Raw genomic sequence first — 16,352 nt, 5'->3', positions numbered from 1 at the left:
GAGTGTACGTTGTCCAACAAAATTCCGCACATACGAGAGGGGTTTATAAAACTATGCGCTACGTTATCGTAACAGGAACTTCACAAGGTTTAGGTGAGGCAATTGCCACGCAATTGTTAGAAGAAAACACAACGGTCATCTCTATTTCTAGAAGAGAAAATAAAGAGCTTACAAAACTCGCAGAGCAAAACAGCAGCAATTGTATTTTCCATTCCGTAGACCTTAAAGATGTACATAATTTAGAAATTCATTTTAATGACATTCTTTCTTCTATTGACGAAGGCACTGTCTCATCTATTCATTTAATTAATAATGCGGGCACAGTTGCACCAATAAAGCCCATTGAAAAGTCAGAAAGCGAACTATTGATTACGAACGTTCAAATTAATTTAATCGCACCTATGATTCTTACATCCACTTTCATGAAACATACGAAAGGCTGGAAAGTAGATAAACGTGTTATAAACATTTCATCTGGTGCAGGAAAAAATCCTTACTTTGGCTGGGGTGCTTATTGTACAACGAAAGCCGGTGTAAATATGTTTACCCAGTGCGTCGCTACTGAAGAAGCGGAAAAAGAACACCCTGTAAAAATCGTCGCTTTTGCGCCAGGTGTTGTTGATACAAATATGCAAGCACAAATTCGTGAAACAAATAAGGAAGACTTTATTAACTTAGAACGATTCACCGCATTAAAAGAAGAAGGAAAACTACTGTCACCTGAATATGTTGCGAAAGCTATTCGTAACTTACTAGAAACTGCAGACTTTCCGCAAGGCGAGGTTATTAGAATTGATGAATAATAAAAAGGTGTGCTAAAATAGCACGCCTTTTTATTCTACTTCTCTAAAAATATGAGGACAGACTCCGCAATTTGTTCATAACCAATTTCTTGATAAATTTTATTAGATGTTGGATTTGCTAGATCAGTATATAGTGTAGTTGTTTTGTAGCCTTCATCTAACATACGTTGACTGAGTGCCGCCACACAATTAGATGCGTACCCTTTTTTTCGTGCTTCTTTCGGTGTATATACAAAATTGACTGTTATATTATTTGTAGTCGGTCTCGTTTTTGCAGCTACAGAAACGAGCTTACCATCCACTTCTAGACCAAACAGACGATTATTAGTGATTAATGTATGTGCGGTTTGTTTCGCTTCTTCTTTCGTAGTTGGGAGCTTCACGTCTTCGCAAAATTGATATATCCATTTTTCTATTAATGGTAGCTCATCACTATTTATTTCTCGAAAAATCCCCTCCTCGTTCCACTTTTTCTTAACTTGTTGTAATGCATACACACCTTGTTCCATTACAACATTAGTTTTCTTATTTTCTAACACCGCAACCTCTTCCGCTAATTTCTGTACATTTTTCTTATTACCGATTAATCCAGGAATATCTGGATATACTTTCGTTAACTCTTTTGCAAGTTTCACTATATCTACTTCCGAAATTTCAGAATTTGCAACAATCATTTGTATCTTCTCTTCTGTTTGAAGAAATACAACTGTAATTTCTTCTCCTCGTTTCGCTACACCCATAAATATCGGTTCTTGAGCCACTTGTAATACACCTAATAATAGATTATTTTCCTGCTCGTTCTTTTCTAAAAATGGTGTAACATCTTCTTTAAAATGAAGAATCTCTTCATATACGTGTAATTGAATCATCGACAATCTCTTCCCTCGATTTATATTTTAATTAAGTATTGGCGATTAATTCATTAAATCCTTCTTTTACGATTCAATAATATTTGAAACTAATGTGTTCAAATCATTTTCAGCATGCAAAACTCTCTTCTTTTCCTTCTCAAATAGCTCTTCTTCTTTTCGAAACGATTCTTTACGTTTATTAATCATACGCTCCATCTCTTTTTTACTCGGTCCGCCGTATACATTTCTTTTTTGAATAAAAGCTTCTGGTGATATAATTTCTTTCCACTCTTCTTCTAATAAATTTACTTTCAAATTTTCTTGTAAGTATACATTTATGTCTTTGAAATTTAATTCATGTAACTCCTTTTTCTGCTCCAATGACATATTCGCAATCGTACTTGCTGCATGATGTGCATGCCGAAATGGAATTTCATAGTTTTTTGTTAAAACATCTGCAAAATCAGTTATCGTTATTGCATGTTTGTAGGAACGACTTTTTAACGTTTCTTCTTCTACTTTCATCGTTCGAATGACCGCGTTCATAATAGAAAAAACACGAATCGCCTTTTCAATTCCTTTATATAAATACGGCTGCAAGTCATCCTCCGTATCGACAATATCGCCAAATGGTGTATTATGAATCATTTGAAATACAGTAAAGGCTTCCCCTAAAGCACTACTCGTAATAGCGCGGGCATGTTCAATTGAAACAGGATTTCGTTTTTGTGGCATAATGCTACTTATTTGCACATATGGCTTCGCTACAGTAATCCCATCATATTCTTTCGTCGCTAATAGTAAAAAATCATGAATCCATCTACTCGTGTTCGTCATAATAACCATTAGCAACGAACTAACTTCTAATAAATAATCCGCCCCAGCGACAGCATCATATGAGTTCTCAATTACATTTGTAAACCCAAGTAACTGCGCAACTCGTTTTCTCTTAATTGGGAAGCTTGTTGTAGAAAGGGCAGCTGCCCCCATTGGAGAATGATTTAAAAGATGATACGCTTTTTTCATTCTTTCTAAATCTCGTTGCATCGTATCGTAAATTGCCAAAACATAATGACCAAATGTTGTCGGCTGCGCCGGTTGTGTATGTGTATACGCGGGCATAATTGTTTCCATATGTTCACCGGCGAGCTCCAGCATACTTTCTTGCAGCAATAAATGATGTTCCATTAACCGCAATACAAATTGCCGTAAACTCATGCGATACATCGTTACACCCATATCATTTCTACTTCTACCGATATGCATATTACTTACAAATTCACACTTTGCTTCTTGAGAAAGCAAATGTTCAACTAAGAAAAAAAGATCTTCATGTTGCTCTGTATATAGCAACTTCTCCTTTGGAATCCCCTCTACTTTTTTAAGTGCGGTTAATATAACTTTCGCTTCTTCTCTTTTCATTAACTTTTCTTCAGTTAACATAGTAATATGTGCCCTATGCACTTGAAACATATCTTTTAATAAATAATTACGCTGAAAATCAAATACATGCTGTAATACACAATCTACATATGTTTTCCCAGGGAAATCAGCGCCTTCATTCTTAATAAACTCTTCTTTACTCTGTTTCATCACCTTTTCCCCTTTCGCCTAAGTGTTACTACCCATCATACCCAGGGATGGTGAAAAAGTGCTTGTACATAAAAATAAACTCGGCGCTCATAGCACCGAGTTTATTTAATAAAAGTCGCATCATACTTATCACTTTGCAATACTTGGAAGTGTAAATTTGCTAAATGTTTACGTATTTCAGCACTGTCATCTTCATTTAAATTATTTGCTAAGAAAACAATTTCCGTACAGTTTCCGCGTTTATCCATTGCATAAACTGCTTTAGTTACCGTCCATTGTGTATAGCCATTCTTTTGTCCAGCATGTCTGAATGTTTTACGATATTTCTTTGCAGTCATATCTGTTTCAACGATATTCGCCCACACTTTTTCTTCAGCTTCTGTAAGGCCACCTTTATGATTTGCCTTTTGAAGCAGTACCATATAATCGTTTGCGGAAGCAGCAGGCAATCTATCCGACCAAATTTTATCGTATCGTTCCTCTAAATAAAGAGGAATTTCCTTCTGTAATAATGGCCCCTTCTTTTTCAAGCGTTCATGAATAATCATAGCATATTCACGATATTGCTCTTGAGACATTTCTTTTAACTTTTTCTCTATTTTATATTTTGGAACATGTAATTCTTTATGCAAATATCCTGGAATATATAAAGATGAAACAATCGGAAATAGTGGTTGGTGTGCAGGTAGTGCTAAGCTTTGTAAATTTCGATTAATGTTATCTAGCCCTAATACTTCCATTAAATATTCAGTATTTGCATTTGAACTGAACTTAACCATCCCTTTTGCAACTTCTTCTAAAGAAACTGCTCCTTCAGTTAACTTCCCGGTTTTCTGTAAATAATTTTGCCATCTATCTTGTGCGCCACCATCTGTATTCGGTACATAATAACGATTCACATCATTAATTGAAACGAAACTAGACGGATCAATTTTCCCCTCTGTAACTTGTTTCGTATATTCAAGCGCCACAATTAACTTCATCGTACTAGCAACTGGCAATACAACATTTGGATTTACAGAATACACAACTTTATCATTTCTTTTTACTAGAAGCGCACTATTTTTTTCATCTTTATGTTCTTCAATAAAAGATGCTATATACTGCGCATCATCATTATTTGAACTCCACACCTTTTTCACTAAAAAGTTACCCGATATTAGTAAAACAAAAATACCCACAATCACTGCGCATACTATAGTTTTTTTCAAGTAAAATTCCTCTCCTATTGTGTAACTCTTCTCTCTTTATCTTTTAAAAAATAAAATAATGGAGATGGTTATTTACATAACCATCTCCATTATTTTAACTTGTATGCTCCTATTATGTCTACGTCATAATTTTCACAAAATCCTCAAGAAATTTTTTATAATGTAATGACCAACCGATTCTCACCCAATTTTTCAATGCCTTCGAATCAGGCTGAGGACGAAAATCAGCAATACTTTCTCCTTTTGCAATTCCAAGCGTATCTACATCCACACGACGATACACGTAATCTAAAAGAGATGGATTCGCCGCGACCATCATTGTTACAACGTCATGTACTGGACTTCCTGTTATTTTCGGATTTAACTTTTTATAAGCTTTATAATAATACGTGAAAATTGGTTCAATTAATTTATTAAAACTCGTTTTAGAATGTTTCGTAATATATTTTACCATCTCTGGCGTAATAAGAGCTTCAGATGTAACGTTAAGCGGCACTAATGTCACATTTTTAGCATTTTGCATAACTAAATGTGACGCAATAGGATCACCATGAAAATTCGCCTCTGCGACTGGTGTAACATTGCCTGGCATTAAAAATGCACCGCCCATTATATAATATTCTTTCACATACTTCATCATCGGTTTTTCTAAAATAAATGCCGTCGCTAATGTTGTTGATCTGCCGGCATCAACAATAATTAATTCTCCTTTATATTTTTCAAGAATATCGAAAAATGCACAAAAGGGTTTTATATTTGGTGAAAAAGCTTTTGGGGGTTTAATAGGTCCTAAGCCATCTGCGCCGTGAATCTCTGGATAATACGTCACAAATTCCCCAGAAAAAGGTATTTTGGCCCCATTAATAACAGGTATATCTTCCCGTCCTGCCAGTTGCAGCAAATACGCTGCGTTACTTGTCGCCTTTTCCTGCGTTACATTCCCATATCCAGTTACGACTCCAACGATATCAATATCAGGATGCAACAATCCATACATTATTGCTAAAGAGTCATCAATTCCCGGGTCTCCCAAAAACAACACTTTTTTCATCGACCTCAACTCCATCCCCTCAGTTGTTATTAATTTATGAATAGCCATGGATATACAGAATAGAAAAGAACAAATTCATACGAAAAACGTAGTCCTATATGGACTACGTTTTTCTTCTAACTTATACTGTTTTTTTCACAACACTCATACTTCCAATGATGTAAGCGATAAACGCCAAGCAAATCGGGAAAACAACTGTATGTATACCAAATGGATTAGGGAAGCAAAGATGAATTAACATATAGGAGCCTACTCCAACTAGAATAGATGCAAGAGCTCCAGTTGCATTTCCCTTTCTCCAATATAAACCTAGTACAATCGGCCAAATGAACGCTGCTTCTAAACCACCGAAAGAAAATAAATTTAACCAAATTAAAAAGTCTGGTGGCTTAATAGCGGCAGCATATACGAGTAATCCTACGATACCAGTAATCCATAGGCTACCTTTCTTTATCGTACTATCCGCGGCATCTTTATTTATGTAGTTCACATATATATCTTTAATAATTGACGAACTTACAAGTAATAATAATGAGTTCACAGTAGACATTATCGCTGCCATTGGTGCAGCTAAGAAAACTCCAGCTAACCAAGGTGGCAACACTTCCATCGCGAGTAGCGGCATTACTTTATCTGGTACCGTTATGCCTGGAAGGACTACTCTTGCAAACACACCTGTTAAATGCATACCAATCATAATTGTACCGACGACAACCGTTCCAATGATTAATGCTTGGTGCATAGCTTTTGAATTTTTATAAGACATAGCACGCACACTAATTTGCGGTAATCCAACGACACCAATTCCAATTAAAATCCAAAATGATGTGACATATGATTTCGTTAAACTTCCATCCGCTCCGAACGGTGTTATTAAATTCGGATTAATTTGAATAAGTTCCTGCATAATCTTTTCAACTCCGCCACCAGCAATGACAGTAGCAATTAAAATGATTGTTGTGCCGACTAACATAATGATTCCTAATAACGTATCTGATAAAGCGACTGCACGAAATCCACCAATTAACACATACACAAGTACAGAAAATGTAAATAAAAATAGTGCCGTTGTGTAGGAAAGTCCTGTTAGCGACTCAATTAATCGTCCACCGCCAACCCACTGGGCTACTGTTGCTGAGAACAAAAAGATTATAATACATAACGCAGAAAGAACAACTACCGCTTTATTATTGTATCTACCCTTTAAATAATCAATAAGCGTAATTGCTTCCATTTTCCTAGCGATAATAGCAAACTTTTTACCGATAACCGTTAAAACGATATATCCTGTGACAACTTGAATCGCTGATAACAGCACCCATCCAAGACCCATATTGTAAGCAATACCAGGCCCGCCGATAAAGCTACTTGCACTACCGTACGTAGCAATCATCGTCATAGCTAATAATAAGCCACCTAGTTCACGCCCACCAAGAAAATATTCTTGTAAAAATTTATTATTAGCGGTTGCTTGTACACGTCTTGATGCATATACACCAATTAAAAACACAATGATAAAAGAAATTATCATTGGGATTATTACATACCAATTCATCTATCATTCCTCACTTTTTTCTTCCTCTTCGAGTGAAATATCTTGAAATAAAAAACGAACAACTAAAATAAGCAAAATAACCATTACGATAAATCCAACGATACAGCTATAAAAAAACCATGCTGGAAAACCTAATACATATGTATATTCACTCGGATCCTTACTTCCAAGCCCATAAGCAAATCCATACCATATTATAAAATTAATAATAGCTAATCCAAGACCAATTAACGCTTCTCTATGGGCAACTCGAAAGCGCGGATCATCATGATAATTCTTCATTCTCTCCCTCCTCTCACGATGTATAATTGTACCACTGTTTTTCTAGTTTTTCCTACTAGAAAACAAAAACGCGCAGGATTTTTTGTAATTATATAGAATACAATGTTTCATTACATATTTTTTACAATTGTAATGAAAATGAAATTTGAATTTTCAGCATTTGTTATTTATGATTTTAAGTAGAGGCTTTTCATCTAGTTCCCACATCCTTGATTTCGGAATAAACGCCGTCTCGTACTGCGTTTAAATTATATTTTCAAGGGGGTTATACAATGAGTCAACTAGCTGTAAATCTTCATGAAAAAGTAGAGAAATTTCTTCAAGGCACAAAGAAACTATATGTGAACGGAGCGTTCATCGAAAGCGCTTCCGGAAAAACATTCAAAACTCCTAACCCGGCAACCGGTGAAACACTCGCTATCGTTGCTGAAGCTGGTCGCGAAGACATTCATAAAGCTGTTGTAGCTGCTCGAATGGCTTTCGATGAAGGTCCTTGGTCACGCATGAGCACTGCTGAACGCAGCCGTCTTATGTACAAGCTCGCTGATTTAATGGAAGAGCATAAAGAAGAGCTGGCACAGCTCGAAACTTTAGATAATGGAAAACCAATCCGCGAAACTTTAGCAGCAGACGTTCCTCTTGCAATTGAACATATGCGCTATTATGCTGGATGGGCTACAAAAATCGTTGGACAAACAATCCCTGTTTCTGGTGAATATTTTAACTATACACGTCATGAAGCTGTTGGTGTTGTCGGTCAAATTATCCCATGGAACTTCCCACTTCTTATGGCAATGTGGAAAATGGGAGCAGCCCTTGCAACAGGATGTACAATCGTTTTAAAACCTGCAGAACAAACTCCACTATCCGCTCTATACTTAGCTGAATTAATTGAAGAAGCTGGATTCCCGAAAGGCGTTGTTAACATCGTTCCTGGATTCGGTGAAACAGCTGGACAAGCTCTCGTTAATCATCCACTCGTAGATAAAATTGCATTTACAGGTTCTACTCCAGTCGGCAAACAAATTATGAGACAAGCATCTGAATCGTTAAAACGCGTTACATTAGAACTTGGTGGTAAGTCGCCAAACATTATTTTACCAGACGCTGACTTATCTCGAGCGATTCCAGCTGCGCTTTCTGGTGTTATGTTTAACCAAGGACAAGTGTGCTGTGCTGGGTCACGCTTATTTATTCCGAAGAAAATGTACGATAATGTCATGGCTGATCTCGTTCTATATTCAAAAAAATTAACTCAAGGCGCTGGTCTAAATCCAGAAACTACAATCGGACCTCTCGTTTCCGAAGAACAACAAAAACGTGTAATGGGTTATATTGAAAAAGGAATTGCAGAAGGTGCTGAAGTACTTTGCGGAGGAAACAAACCATTCGACCAAGGTTACTTCGTTTCTCCTACAGTATTCGCTGATGTAAATGATGAGATGACAATCGCTAAAGAAGAAATTTTCGGTCCAGTTATTTCCGCATTACCGTTTAACGATATTGATGAAGTAATTGATCGTGCGAATAAATCACAATTCGGCTTAGCGGCTGGTGTATGGACAGAAAACGTAAAAACCGCACATTATATTGCAAGCAAAGTACGTGCAGGTACAGTATGGGTAAACTGTTATAACGTCTTTGATGCAGCATCTCCATTTGGAGGGTTTAAACAATCTGGTCTTGGCCGCGAAATGGGATCTTACGCGCTGAACAACTATACAGAAGTGAAGAGCGTTTGGATTAACTTAAATTAATGAAAAGAACCTGACCTACTCGGTCAGGTTCTTTTCATTATGTATTCACTTACACTTGCAACCCGCCGCTCACATTTAATACCTCTCCTGTAATGTAAGACGCATACTCTGATGCTAAAAAGGCAGCTGCGTTTGCAATATCTTCTGGTGTTCCGATTCTCCCAACTGGAATCGCTCCAACCATTTTTTCTTTTACTTTATCCGGTATTGTTTTTGTCATATCAGTATCCATAAACCCTGGACAAATCGCATTACACGTAATACCAAAACTTCCAACTTCTTTCGCTGCTGTTTTTGTTAAGCCTACAACCCCTGCCTTTGTAGCCGCATAATTTGCTTGTCCAATATTTCCTTCCCTACTAATAGAAGAAATGTTAATAATCCGTCCATACTGTTGTTGTCTCATATAAAGAAGTGCTGGCTGCATACAATAAAAAACGCCAGTCAAGTTCACTTGTAATACTTGTTCCCAAGCAGACTTCTCCATCTTATGTAACATTGCATCTTTTGTAATCCCAGCGTTATTCACTAAAATATGTAATGTACCAAATTTTTGCACCGCATATTCAATTAACGACTTCGCTTCATTTTGATTACTCACATCACATCGATATAAACTCACATCATACCCTTCATCTGATAATTCACGTGTCGTTTCTTGTAGCTTCTCTTCATTTACATCACTAATTAATACTTTGGCCCCTAGTTTTGCAAAAACTCGTGCGATTTCTTTTCCAATCCCCTGCGCAGCACCCGTTACAACAGCTGTTTTCCCATTCAACAATTCCATCTCTATCCCCCATTTCTATTACTTATATTGTATATTTCGGCTCTATGCTTTCCAAATCCTCTTTGTATAAAAAAGTCTATTTGTGTCAAACTAACTTTGCAACGCCGCATAAAGTGAAACTTTAATCAGTGGGGATTTTGTTCATCCCCTACTGATTATTAGCCCTCACCAATCGGGCATTTACGGGCAGTTAATCTCCCACCTAGCTTCTTTGTTCCATCTGAATTTTGAGGTGGGAGTTTTACTAACCGTTTATGCGGGATAAAACACAAGGAGATTGTGTCGAATGAAAAAAAAGAATGTAAATCGAAACAAAGCTGCCGATGGCATTGATGTTGAGTTCGCTCGCGAACTCGCTGACCACAATGACTTAGAAGCAAACGCACGTGCAAATGCCGCTGATGCACGTCAAAAACGCCAATCAACAGAAAAATAAGGCACTACAACGTTCCTTATTCTTTTCAACAGGGACCTACTACCCATCAAAATAAACCGAGAGTATCTCTCGGTTTATTTTCTATATTTCTTTACGTAGTGCGCTAAAGCAAGTAACGGATATATATGCCCATAACTATGATAGCGAATATAAAAGCCCCCCGGTAACCCTGTACCAGTAGGATATTTTTCATTCATAGTAGACTGCGCGAGCAAATATGAAATTCCTTTTCGAATAATCGGTGTTTCTTGATCGTAGTAAGAAATGAGTGCATCAAGTGCCCACGCTGTTTGTGACGGCGTGCTAAAGGATAAAGAAATAAATTTTTTCTCTACACTACTTTGACAGGATTCTCCCCACCCTCCGTCTTCATGCTGCAAATGTTCGAGCCATGAAGTTGCTTTTTTCAACGATGGATGAGTAGAAGGCACTCCTAATGCACGTAAGCCTGTCATCGTTGCCCATGTCCCATATATATAACATATCCCCCATTTTCCATACCATGATCCATTCTGTTCCTGTACATCCATTAACCATTTGATAGCTTTCTTTTTTTGCTCTTCAAGCAATTCATTCGGTGCATACGTTCCGAATAATTCTAACACCCTACCTGTAATATCTGGTGTGGACGGATCGGTTATCATATCACTCGCATTTTCAATCGGCAAATTCGATAGTAACTTGCTCGTTACCCCTCGTTCAAAAGCTCCCCAGCCTCCATCATTGTTTTGCAATCCTTTTACCCATTCCACACCTCTTCCCCACGCATCATCTACTCTATCACTCCCTCTACTTCGCGCTAACGCTCTAAGGGCAGCTGTAGTATCGTCTATATCAGGGATCGTCGTATTAACATCTGAAAATCCCCAACCGCCAGCTACAAGTGATGATGCATGTACGCTCCAATCTACCTTTTTAGTTTGTTGTTTTTGCAATAAATACTCTGTCGCCCTTTGAATCATCTTATTTTCATTTGTAACTTTAGCTTCTTGCAATGAATAGCTAAGTAAAGCGGTATCCCATACGGTAGAAGGAGAATTTTGCAAATGACTTCCTCTGTCCATCTTCCATATATAAGATTTTAATCCTGTCACAGCTTTCTCAATAATTGGAGACTGAATAGAGTGCCCTAATGCAAGCAAAGCATAAATCATATAAAACGTAGCACTCGCGTAACTATATAATGTTCCATTTTCATCTATACGCTCCTTCATAAAGCGCTCTACTTCTTCGTATCCTTTATGATGTAACGATAATGGATAAGATATTACCTTTTTCACATCACCTAAAAACGATTGAAACAGCGGAGACCGCTCCTCTCGAAACCATTGCCCACCCCCGCCTGCAATATGATTTAAATTTGGCAATAACTTTTTCTCTACACGGAATCTCTTATTCATACAAATCATCATCGGAATTAAATGTATACGCGCTGAGCTGCTTAGCCCAAATATACTGAGAGGTGAGTCATCTTGTAAAAATAAGATTGGCGTTGGAAAGTGAAAAAGCGCGGGAAATTCATATTCTCCATGAATCGCTAATAAAAATTTCGTCATAAAATGAGCACGAGAAACTCCCCCATGTTCCTTAATAAACATTTCAGCTCGCCTCATATTCATATCTTCTTTCGAATATTTTTCCGAAGCAAGTAAAGCAGCATATGCTTGAATCGTCGCGGATAAATTCCCTTCCTTTTCATCTTCATATAATTTCCAAATCCCTTCATTTGTTTGAAGAGATGCTAACCTTTCCACAAACGGTTCTATTTCGTCATTTCGCCCTAATAATTTGAGTAAAAAAATCATATGACAATCCGTTAGCAAAGCTCCTTCAAAACAAAATGACCACGTTCCGTCTTGCCTTTGCATCGTTTGAAGTGCAGTCGTTCTCCGCTCTATCTCCTCACGCACTTTGTCATATAGTAGCACACCGCTCACCCACCCTTTCTAAGTCCGTATACGATATTCGAAAACTTAGCTAAATATGTATGAAAACAAAGAAAAGCAGAACGTGTATTACACACATTCTGCTTACAAGCAATACCCAACCCCGACAACAATTCCTAATAGTGCACCAACAACAACTTGATAGGGTGTATGTCCAACGAGCTCATTTAACTTTTTATATTCTGTTTGTCTACCATGAAAAAAATCATTCAATATTTTCGCTTGCTTACTAACCGCAAGCCTTACTCCTGAAGCATCGTACATAACAATAATGGCAAAAATAGCGGCAACCGCAAATATTGGACTCTCCACACCTTCCACCACCCCGACACCTGTAGCAAGTGCAGTAACAGTCGAAGCATGCGAACTTGGCATTCCACCTGAAGCAAAGAACTTAGCAAAATCAAACTCGCCTGTTTTTATTAATTTAAAAACGACTTTCGTTAACTGTGCTAAAAACCAAGAAATTACAGCTGCTATAAGTGGGTCATTATGTAAAATTGTTTCCATGTTTTTCAGCTCCTCACTGACTATAATGGAATTTCTATATAATATAAGTATAAAGAAAAATGCGTAGAAAATACTACGCATTATGATACTTTTGCTGATTTATTTTTAATAAATTTTGGTTGTTTCTGTAGTAGAAACTTTGTTTTCGCCATTGAAAAGACAAATAAAGCAATCCATATACAGAAAAACGCAATCATATGAGTAGATGTGAAATGTTCACCAAAAACGAACACACCTAAAATTAAACTAATAGTCGGCGCGATGTATTGTAAAAATCCTATCATATAGAGTGGAATAAGTTGTGCTCCTTTAGCAAAATAAAAGAGTGGTAATGCTGTAACAATACCCGCCCCTATTAAAAGAAACGTTGATATTGCCGAAATAGAACCGAACGAACCAAAGCCATGCACTCCTGTCATAAACAAATATATAAGTGCAAATGGCGTCACTAACATCGTTTCCATCGTAAGCCCAATTGTTGCGTCGTAATTTAATAATTTTTTCGTTAATCCATATAATCCAAATGAAAAAGCAAGCGAAAGAGAAACCCATGGAATTGATCCGAAACGTATCGTTAAAATAACAACACCTAATCCAGCTAAACCAACCGCAACATATTGCCAAAAATTAAGCTTCTCTTTTAGAACAACTGTACCAAGTAAAATACTTATAAGTGGATTAATATAATACCCAAGACTTGCCTCGATTACATGGTTATGATTTACGGCCCATATGTATACAAACCAGTTTCCACTAATAAGTACCGAAGCAATTGTTAATGAGATTAATAATTTAGGTCGTTTAAAAAGGGTCACTAACTCCCCACCAAACTGACGAAACCTCTTCGTTACTCCTAAAACTAACAACATAAAAACAAATGCCCAAACGATGCGATGTGCTAATATTTCATCTGCCGGAACTTCCTCCACCCATTTCCAATAAATCGGAAGAACTCCCCACATCGTATACGCACCTGCTGCATATATAATCCCCTGCTTTTGCTGTGCTGTTTGACTCCCCATCTTTCTTTTTCTCCTCTTCTCTTTTTTTCTTCATTATAAAGTCTCACATGCTTACTTTACCAATATTCAATCTGCATTTCTTTCGACATTCCTCTTACAAATCCGTTATATGTATAAAAACACTCCTACTGTTATAATAACGAGCACTGGCATACCGAAGACAAATTTATTTTTATGTGTCTTATGATGAAACATATACATACCAATCCAAGCTCCAACCGCTCCTCCAGCTGCAGCTGATAAAAATAACGTACTTTCTGGCGTTCTCCACTGCTTTTTCTTTGCTTTTCGCTTATCAAGCCCCATCATACTAAATGCTATAACGTTGATGATAATAAAATAAATCCATTTCATCTCTTTCTCTCCCTTAAAAAATTCGCTTTATGTTAACACGAAAACAAGGTGCACACAAATAAAAATGGCTATAGGTAAAAAATAAATTTTTTTAACCTATAACCATAATTGTAATACCTTACACTCTATTTCTAATATTACTATGCTTTTTCGCGTATATGAAATAAATAAAAATACCTACAATAACCCAAATTGCAAAACTGATTAAAGTAGTTTTAGAAAGATTTAATGCTAAATATAAACAACTTACTATCGCAAGTATAGGTAAGAATGGAACTAACGGAGCTCGGAACGGTCTTTCCAAATTAGGATGTGTCTTCCTTAATACAATTACAGCAATAGACACAAATATAAACGCTGTTATCGTTCCCACATTCACTAAATTCGCCAACAAATTCAAGTCCAATAAACCTGCTAATACAGCCGCAAGAATACCCGTAATCCATGTATTAAAAAATGGTGTTTGATAACGTTTATGAACACTCGAAAATCTTTTTGGTAACAAGCCATCTCGGCTCATCGAGTATGATACTCGAACAAATGCAAATATAGCAACTAACAGAACTGTTGTTAAACCAGCTATCGCTCCAACTGATAATAGACCAGCAATTCTATCCTCTCCTACAATACGCAGTGCATACGCAACTGGATCAGCTACATTCAGATCCGTAAATGGAACCATTCCTGTTAACACAAATGAAACACCAACATAAAGAATTGTACAAATGCATAAAGAGACCAGTAATCCGATTGGAACGTTACGTTGTGGGCGTTTCACTTCCTCTGCTGCTGTTGCAACTGCATCGAAACCTAAAAAGGCAAAAAATACAGTAGCAGCTCCTCCAATAACACCATGGTATCCAAAAGGAAGAAACGGCTGCCAATTCTCTGGCTTTACATATTTCGCTCCTACAATAATAAATACTAAAATAACAGCCAGTTTAATAATAACCATTATATTATTTATACGTGCGCTTTCTTTCACGCCACGACTTAGTAAAAATGTAACAACTAAAATAATAATAACCGCTGGCAAGTCAATAATTCCGCCATTCCCCATCCCTGGTGCAGAAGCAATGATTGCCGGAATATGAATATTAAACCCTAGTAGCAATGACTGAAAATAGGCTGACCATCCCGCCGCCACCGCAGAAGTAGCTAATAAGTACTCTAACATGACACACCAGCCAACTATAAAAGCAAAAATCTCACCTAATGTCATATACGTATACGAATACACACTTCCTGAGACCGGGACTGTAGATGCAAATTCAGCATAACAAAAGGCTACACAAGCACATACAATTGCAGCTAACATGAAAGATAATACAATTGCTGGACCAGCATGTTTCGCTGCTACAATACCTGTTAATACGAAAATGCCTGTACCAATAATTGCTCCAATTCCTAAAAGCGTTAAATCAATTGCTCCTAAAGTTTGCTGTAACACTTTTTTCTTTTCTTCATTCATTGCTTTCTTTATAAATAAACTCATTCGTAGAAACCTCTTTTTCAAAATTATCCCTTACTCATTACAATCTTTATTACTTTTGCTATTACACATTAATAATATTCATGCTTTACTTCCACTCCCTATATAAACTCCACAAATTACACACCTAAAAATCAGAAAAATCAATCTCCTGAAAATACGCTTATTAACAGGCATATTTTTAGAAGATTGATTGAATTTATCACACGATTAATTATATTGTCAACAATATAATTAATTCACCCGAATTGAATAATTATAAACAAAATAGCATTCCAAAATATACGATACCACTAACAAACACTATCAATTCCCATTTTAATACACTTTTCATTATTTCAAAATTCATTTTTATACATTAAATTCAATGTAATCCCCGTATGCAAACACAATAAAACCAGTCGATTCGTTATATAGAAATAACTATTCATCTTGTTAGACCGATTAACTTCCCTACAAATTACAAACAGTATTTTCACTTAGGACAATAAAAAAAGCGCAGATGTTCATCTGCGCTTTATTCTTCCGCTTCAATTTCTGTACTACTATTATCGATATGTTCCTTTCGAGCTTCTTCTTGCAGCTCTGCTGAAATCATTCCATAATAAATTTCTGGATATAATCCAAATATTTGATATACACTTCCTAAAAACGGCATCGGAATCCCTCATTTCTAAAGTTGTATTGCCATTCTTAAGG

16 protein-coding genes are annotated in these 16,352 nt (G+C 36.7%); 3 read left to right on the top strand and 13 right to left on the bottom strand.

Going from position 1 to position 16,352, the window contains the following annotated elements; genetic code table 11:
* The first annotated feature begins 53 nt into the window (after positions 1-53).
* The gene (locus ACFVQC_RS07195; RefSeq protein ID WP_377893692.1) at positions 54-803 is read left to right on the top strand and encodes a (S)-benzoin forming benzil reductase; all 750 of its coding nucleotides are present in this window, start codon (positions 54-56) and stop codon (positions 801-803) included.
* A 35-nt stretch (positions 804-838) separates the two neighbouring features.
* Here ACFVQC_RS07195 and ACFVQC_RS07190 read toward each other — a convergent pair whose 3' ends face one another.
* From ACFVQC_RS07190 to ACFVQC_RS07165, 6 genes are all read right to left on the bottom strand, one after another.
* Entirely contained in the window at positions 839-1,672 is an 834-nt protein-coding gene (locus ACFVQC_RS07190) for a GNAT family N-acetyltransferase (RefSeq protein WP_377893694.1), read from the bottom strand.
* Between the two features lie 66 nt (positions 1,673-1,738).
* Complete coding sequence (argH, locus tag ACFVQC_RS07185) at positions 1,739-3,247, bottom strand: argininosuccinate lyase (protein ID WP_377897863.1); 1,509 nt, start codon at positions 3,245-3,247, stop codon at positions 1,739-1,741.
* A 101-nt stretch (positions 3,248-3,348) separates the two neighbouring features.
* Entirely contained in the window at positions 3,349-4,458 is a 1,110-nt protein-coding gene (locus ACFVQC_RS07180; protein WP_264538891.1) for a serine hydrolase, read from the bottom strand.
* Positions 4,459-4,576: 118 nt separating this feature from the next.
* Positions 4,577-5,509 (bottom strand): nucleoside hydrolase, encoded by a 933-nt coding sequence (locus ACFVQC_RS07175; RefSeq protein WP_377893697.1) that lies wholly within the window; start codon positions 5,507-5,509, stop codon positions 4,577-4,579.
* 121 nt (positions 5,510-5,630) lie between these two features.
* The gene (gene panF / locus ACFVQC_RS07170; RefSeq protein WP_377897861.1) at positions 5,631-7,064 is read right to left on the bottom strand and encodes a sodium/pantothenate symporter; all 1,434 of its coding nucleotides are present in this window, start codon (positions 7,062-7,064) and stop codon (positions 5,631-5,633) included.
* Positions 7,065-7,067: 3 nt separating this feature from the next.
* Positions 7,068-7,346: a YhdT family protein gene (locus ACFVQC_RS07165; RefSeq protein ID WP_002146375.1), complete on the bottom strand. Its 279-nt coding sequence runs from the start codon at positions 7,344-7,346 to the stop codon at positions 7,068-7,070.
* A 272-nt stretch (positions 7,347-7,618) separates the two neighbouring features.
* Here ACFVQC_RS07165 and dhaS point away from each other — a divergent pair, with 272 nt between their 5' ends.
* Positions 7,619-9,103 (top strand): aldehyde dehydrogenase DhaS, encoded by a 1,485-nt coding sequence (gene dhaS / locus ACFVQC_RS07160; protein ID WP_377893701.1) that lies wholly within the window; start codon positions 7,619-7,621, stop codon positions 9,101-9,103.
* A gap of 49 nt (positions 9,104-9,152) precedes the next feature.
* On the opposite strand, the gene fabG is transcribed toward dhaS, so the two are convergent.
* A complete protein-coding gene (gene fabG, locus ACFVQC_RS07155; protein WP_002014354.1) occupies positions 9,153-9,893 on the bottom strand; it encodes a 3-oxoacyl-ACP reductase FabG in 741 nt (246 codons plus the stop codon).
* Between the two features lie 286 nt (positions 9,894-10,179).
* On the opposite strand from fabG, the gene ACFVQC_RS07150 reads away from it, so the two are divergent.
* Entirely contained in the window at positions 10,180-10,329 is a 150-nt protein-coding gene (locus tag ACFVQC_RS07150; RefSeq protein ID WP_002066466.1) for a YfhD family protein, read from the top strand.
* 74 nt (positions 10,330-10,403) lie between these two features.
* Here ACFVQC_RS07150 and ACFVQC_RS07145 read toward each other — a convergent pair whose 3' ends face one another.
* From ACFVQC_RS07145 to ACFVQC_RS07120, 6 genes are all read right to left on the bottom strand, one after another.
* On the bottom strand, positions 10,404-12,257 hold the full coding sequence (locus tag ACFVQC_RS07145) for a terpene cyclase/mutase family protein (protein WP_377897860.1): 1,854 nt from the start codon (positions 12,255-12,257) through the stop codon (positions 10,404-10,406).
* Between the two features lie 102 nt (positions 12,258-12,359).
* The gene (locus ACFVQC_RS07140; protein WP_002111092.1) at positions 12,360-12,785 is read right to left on the bottom strand and encodes a divergent PAP2 family protein; all 426 of its coding nucleotides are present in this window, start codon (positions 12,783-12,785) and stop codon (positions 12,360-12,362) included.
* Between the two features lie 80 nt (positions 12,786-12,865).
* Complete coding sequence (rarD, locus tag ACFVQC_RS07135; protein WP_105585238.1) at positions 12,866-13,807, bottom strand: EamA family transporter RarD; 942 nt, start codon at positions 13,805-13,807, stop codon at positions 12,866-12,868.
* A gap of 105 nt (positions 13,808-13,912) precedes the next feature.
* Positions 13,913-14,161 carry a DUF1294 domain-containing protein gene (locus tag ACFVQC_RS07130; protein ID WP_002121300.1) on the bottom strand — a complete coding sequence of 83 codons (249 nt, stop codon included), beginning with the start codon at positions 14,159-14,161 and terminating at the stop codon, positions 13,913-13,915.
* A 118-nt stretch (positions 14,162-14,279) separates the two neighbouring features.
* On the bottom strand, positions 14,280-15,656 hold the full coding sequence (bcaP, locus tag ACFVQC_RS07125) for a branched-chain amino acid transporter BcaP (protein WP_377897858.1): 1,377 nt from the start codon (positions 15,654-15,656) through the stop codon (positions 14,280-14,282).
* Between the two features lie 514 nt (positions 15,657-16,170).
* Positions 16,171-16,311 (bottom strand): hypothetical protein, encoded by a 141-nt coding sequence (locus tag ACFVQC_RS07120; protein WP_002066460.1) that lies wholly within the window; start codon positions 16,309-16,311, stop codon positions 16,171-16,173.
* Between the last annotated feature and the right edge of the window lie 41 nt (positions 16,312-16,352).

Source organism: Bacillus sp. NPDC057893, assembly GCF_042796455.1.
In the GTDB taxonomy this organism is placed as follows: Bacteria; Bacillota; Bacilli; order Bacillales; family Bacillaceae_G; genus Bacillus_A.
The sequence above is the reverse complement of the archived record's forward strand: the minus strand, read 5'-3'. Positions and strand labels throughout refer to the sequence as shown.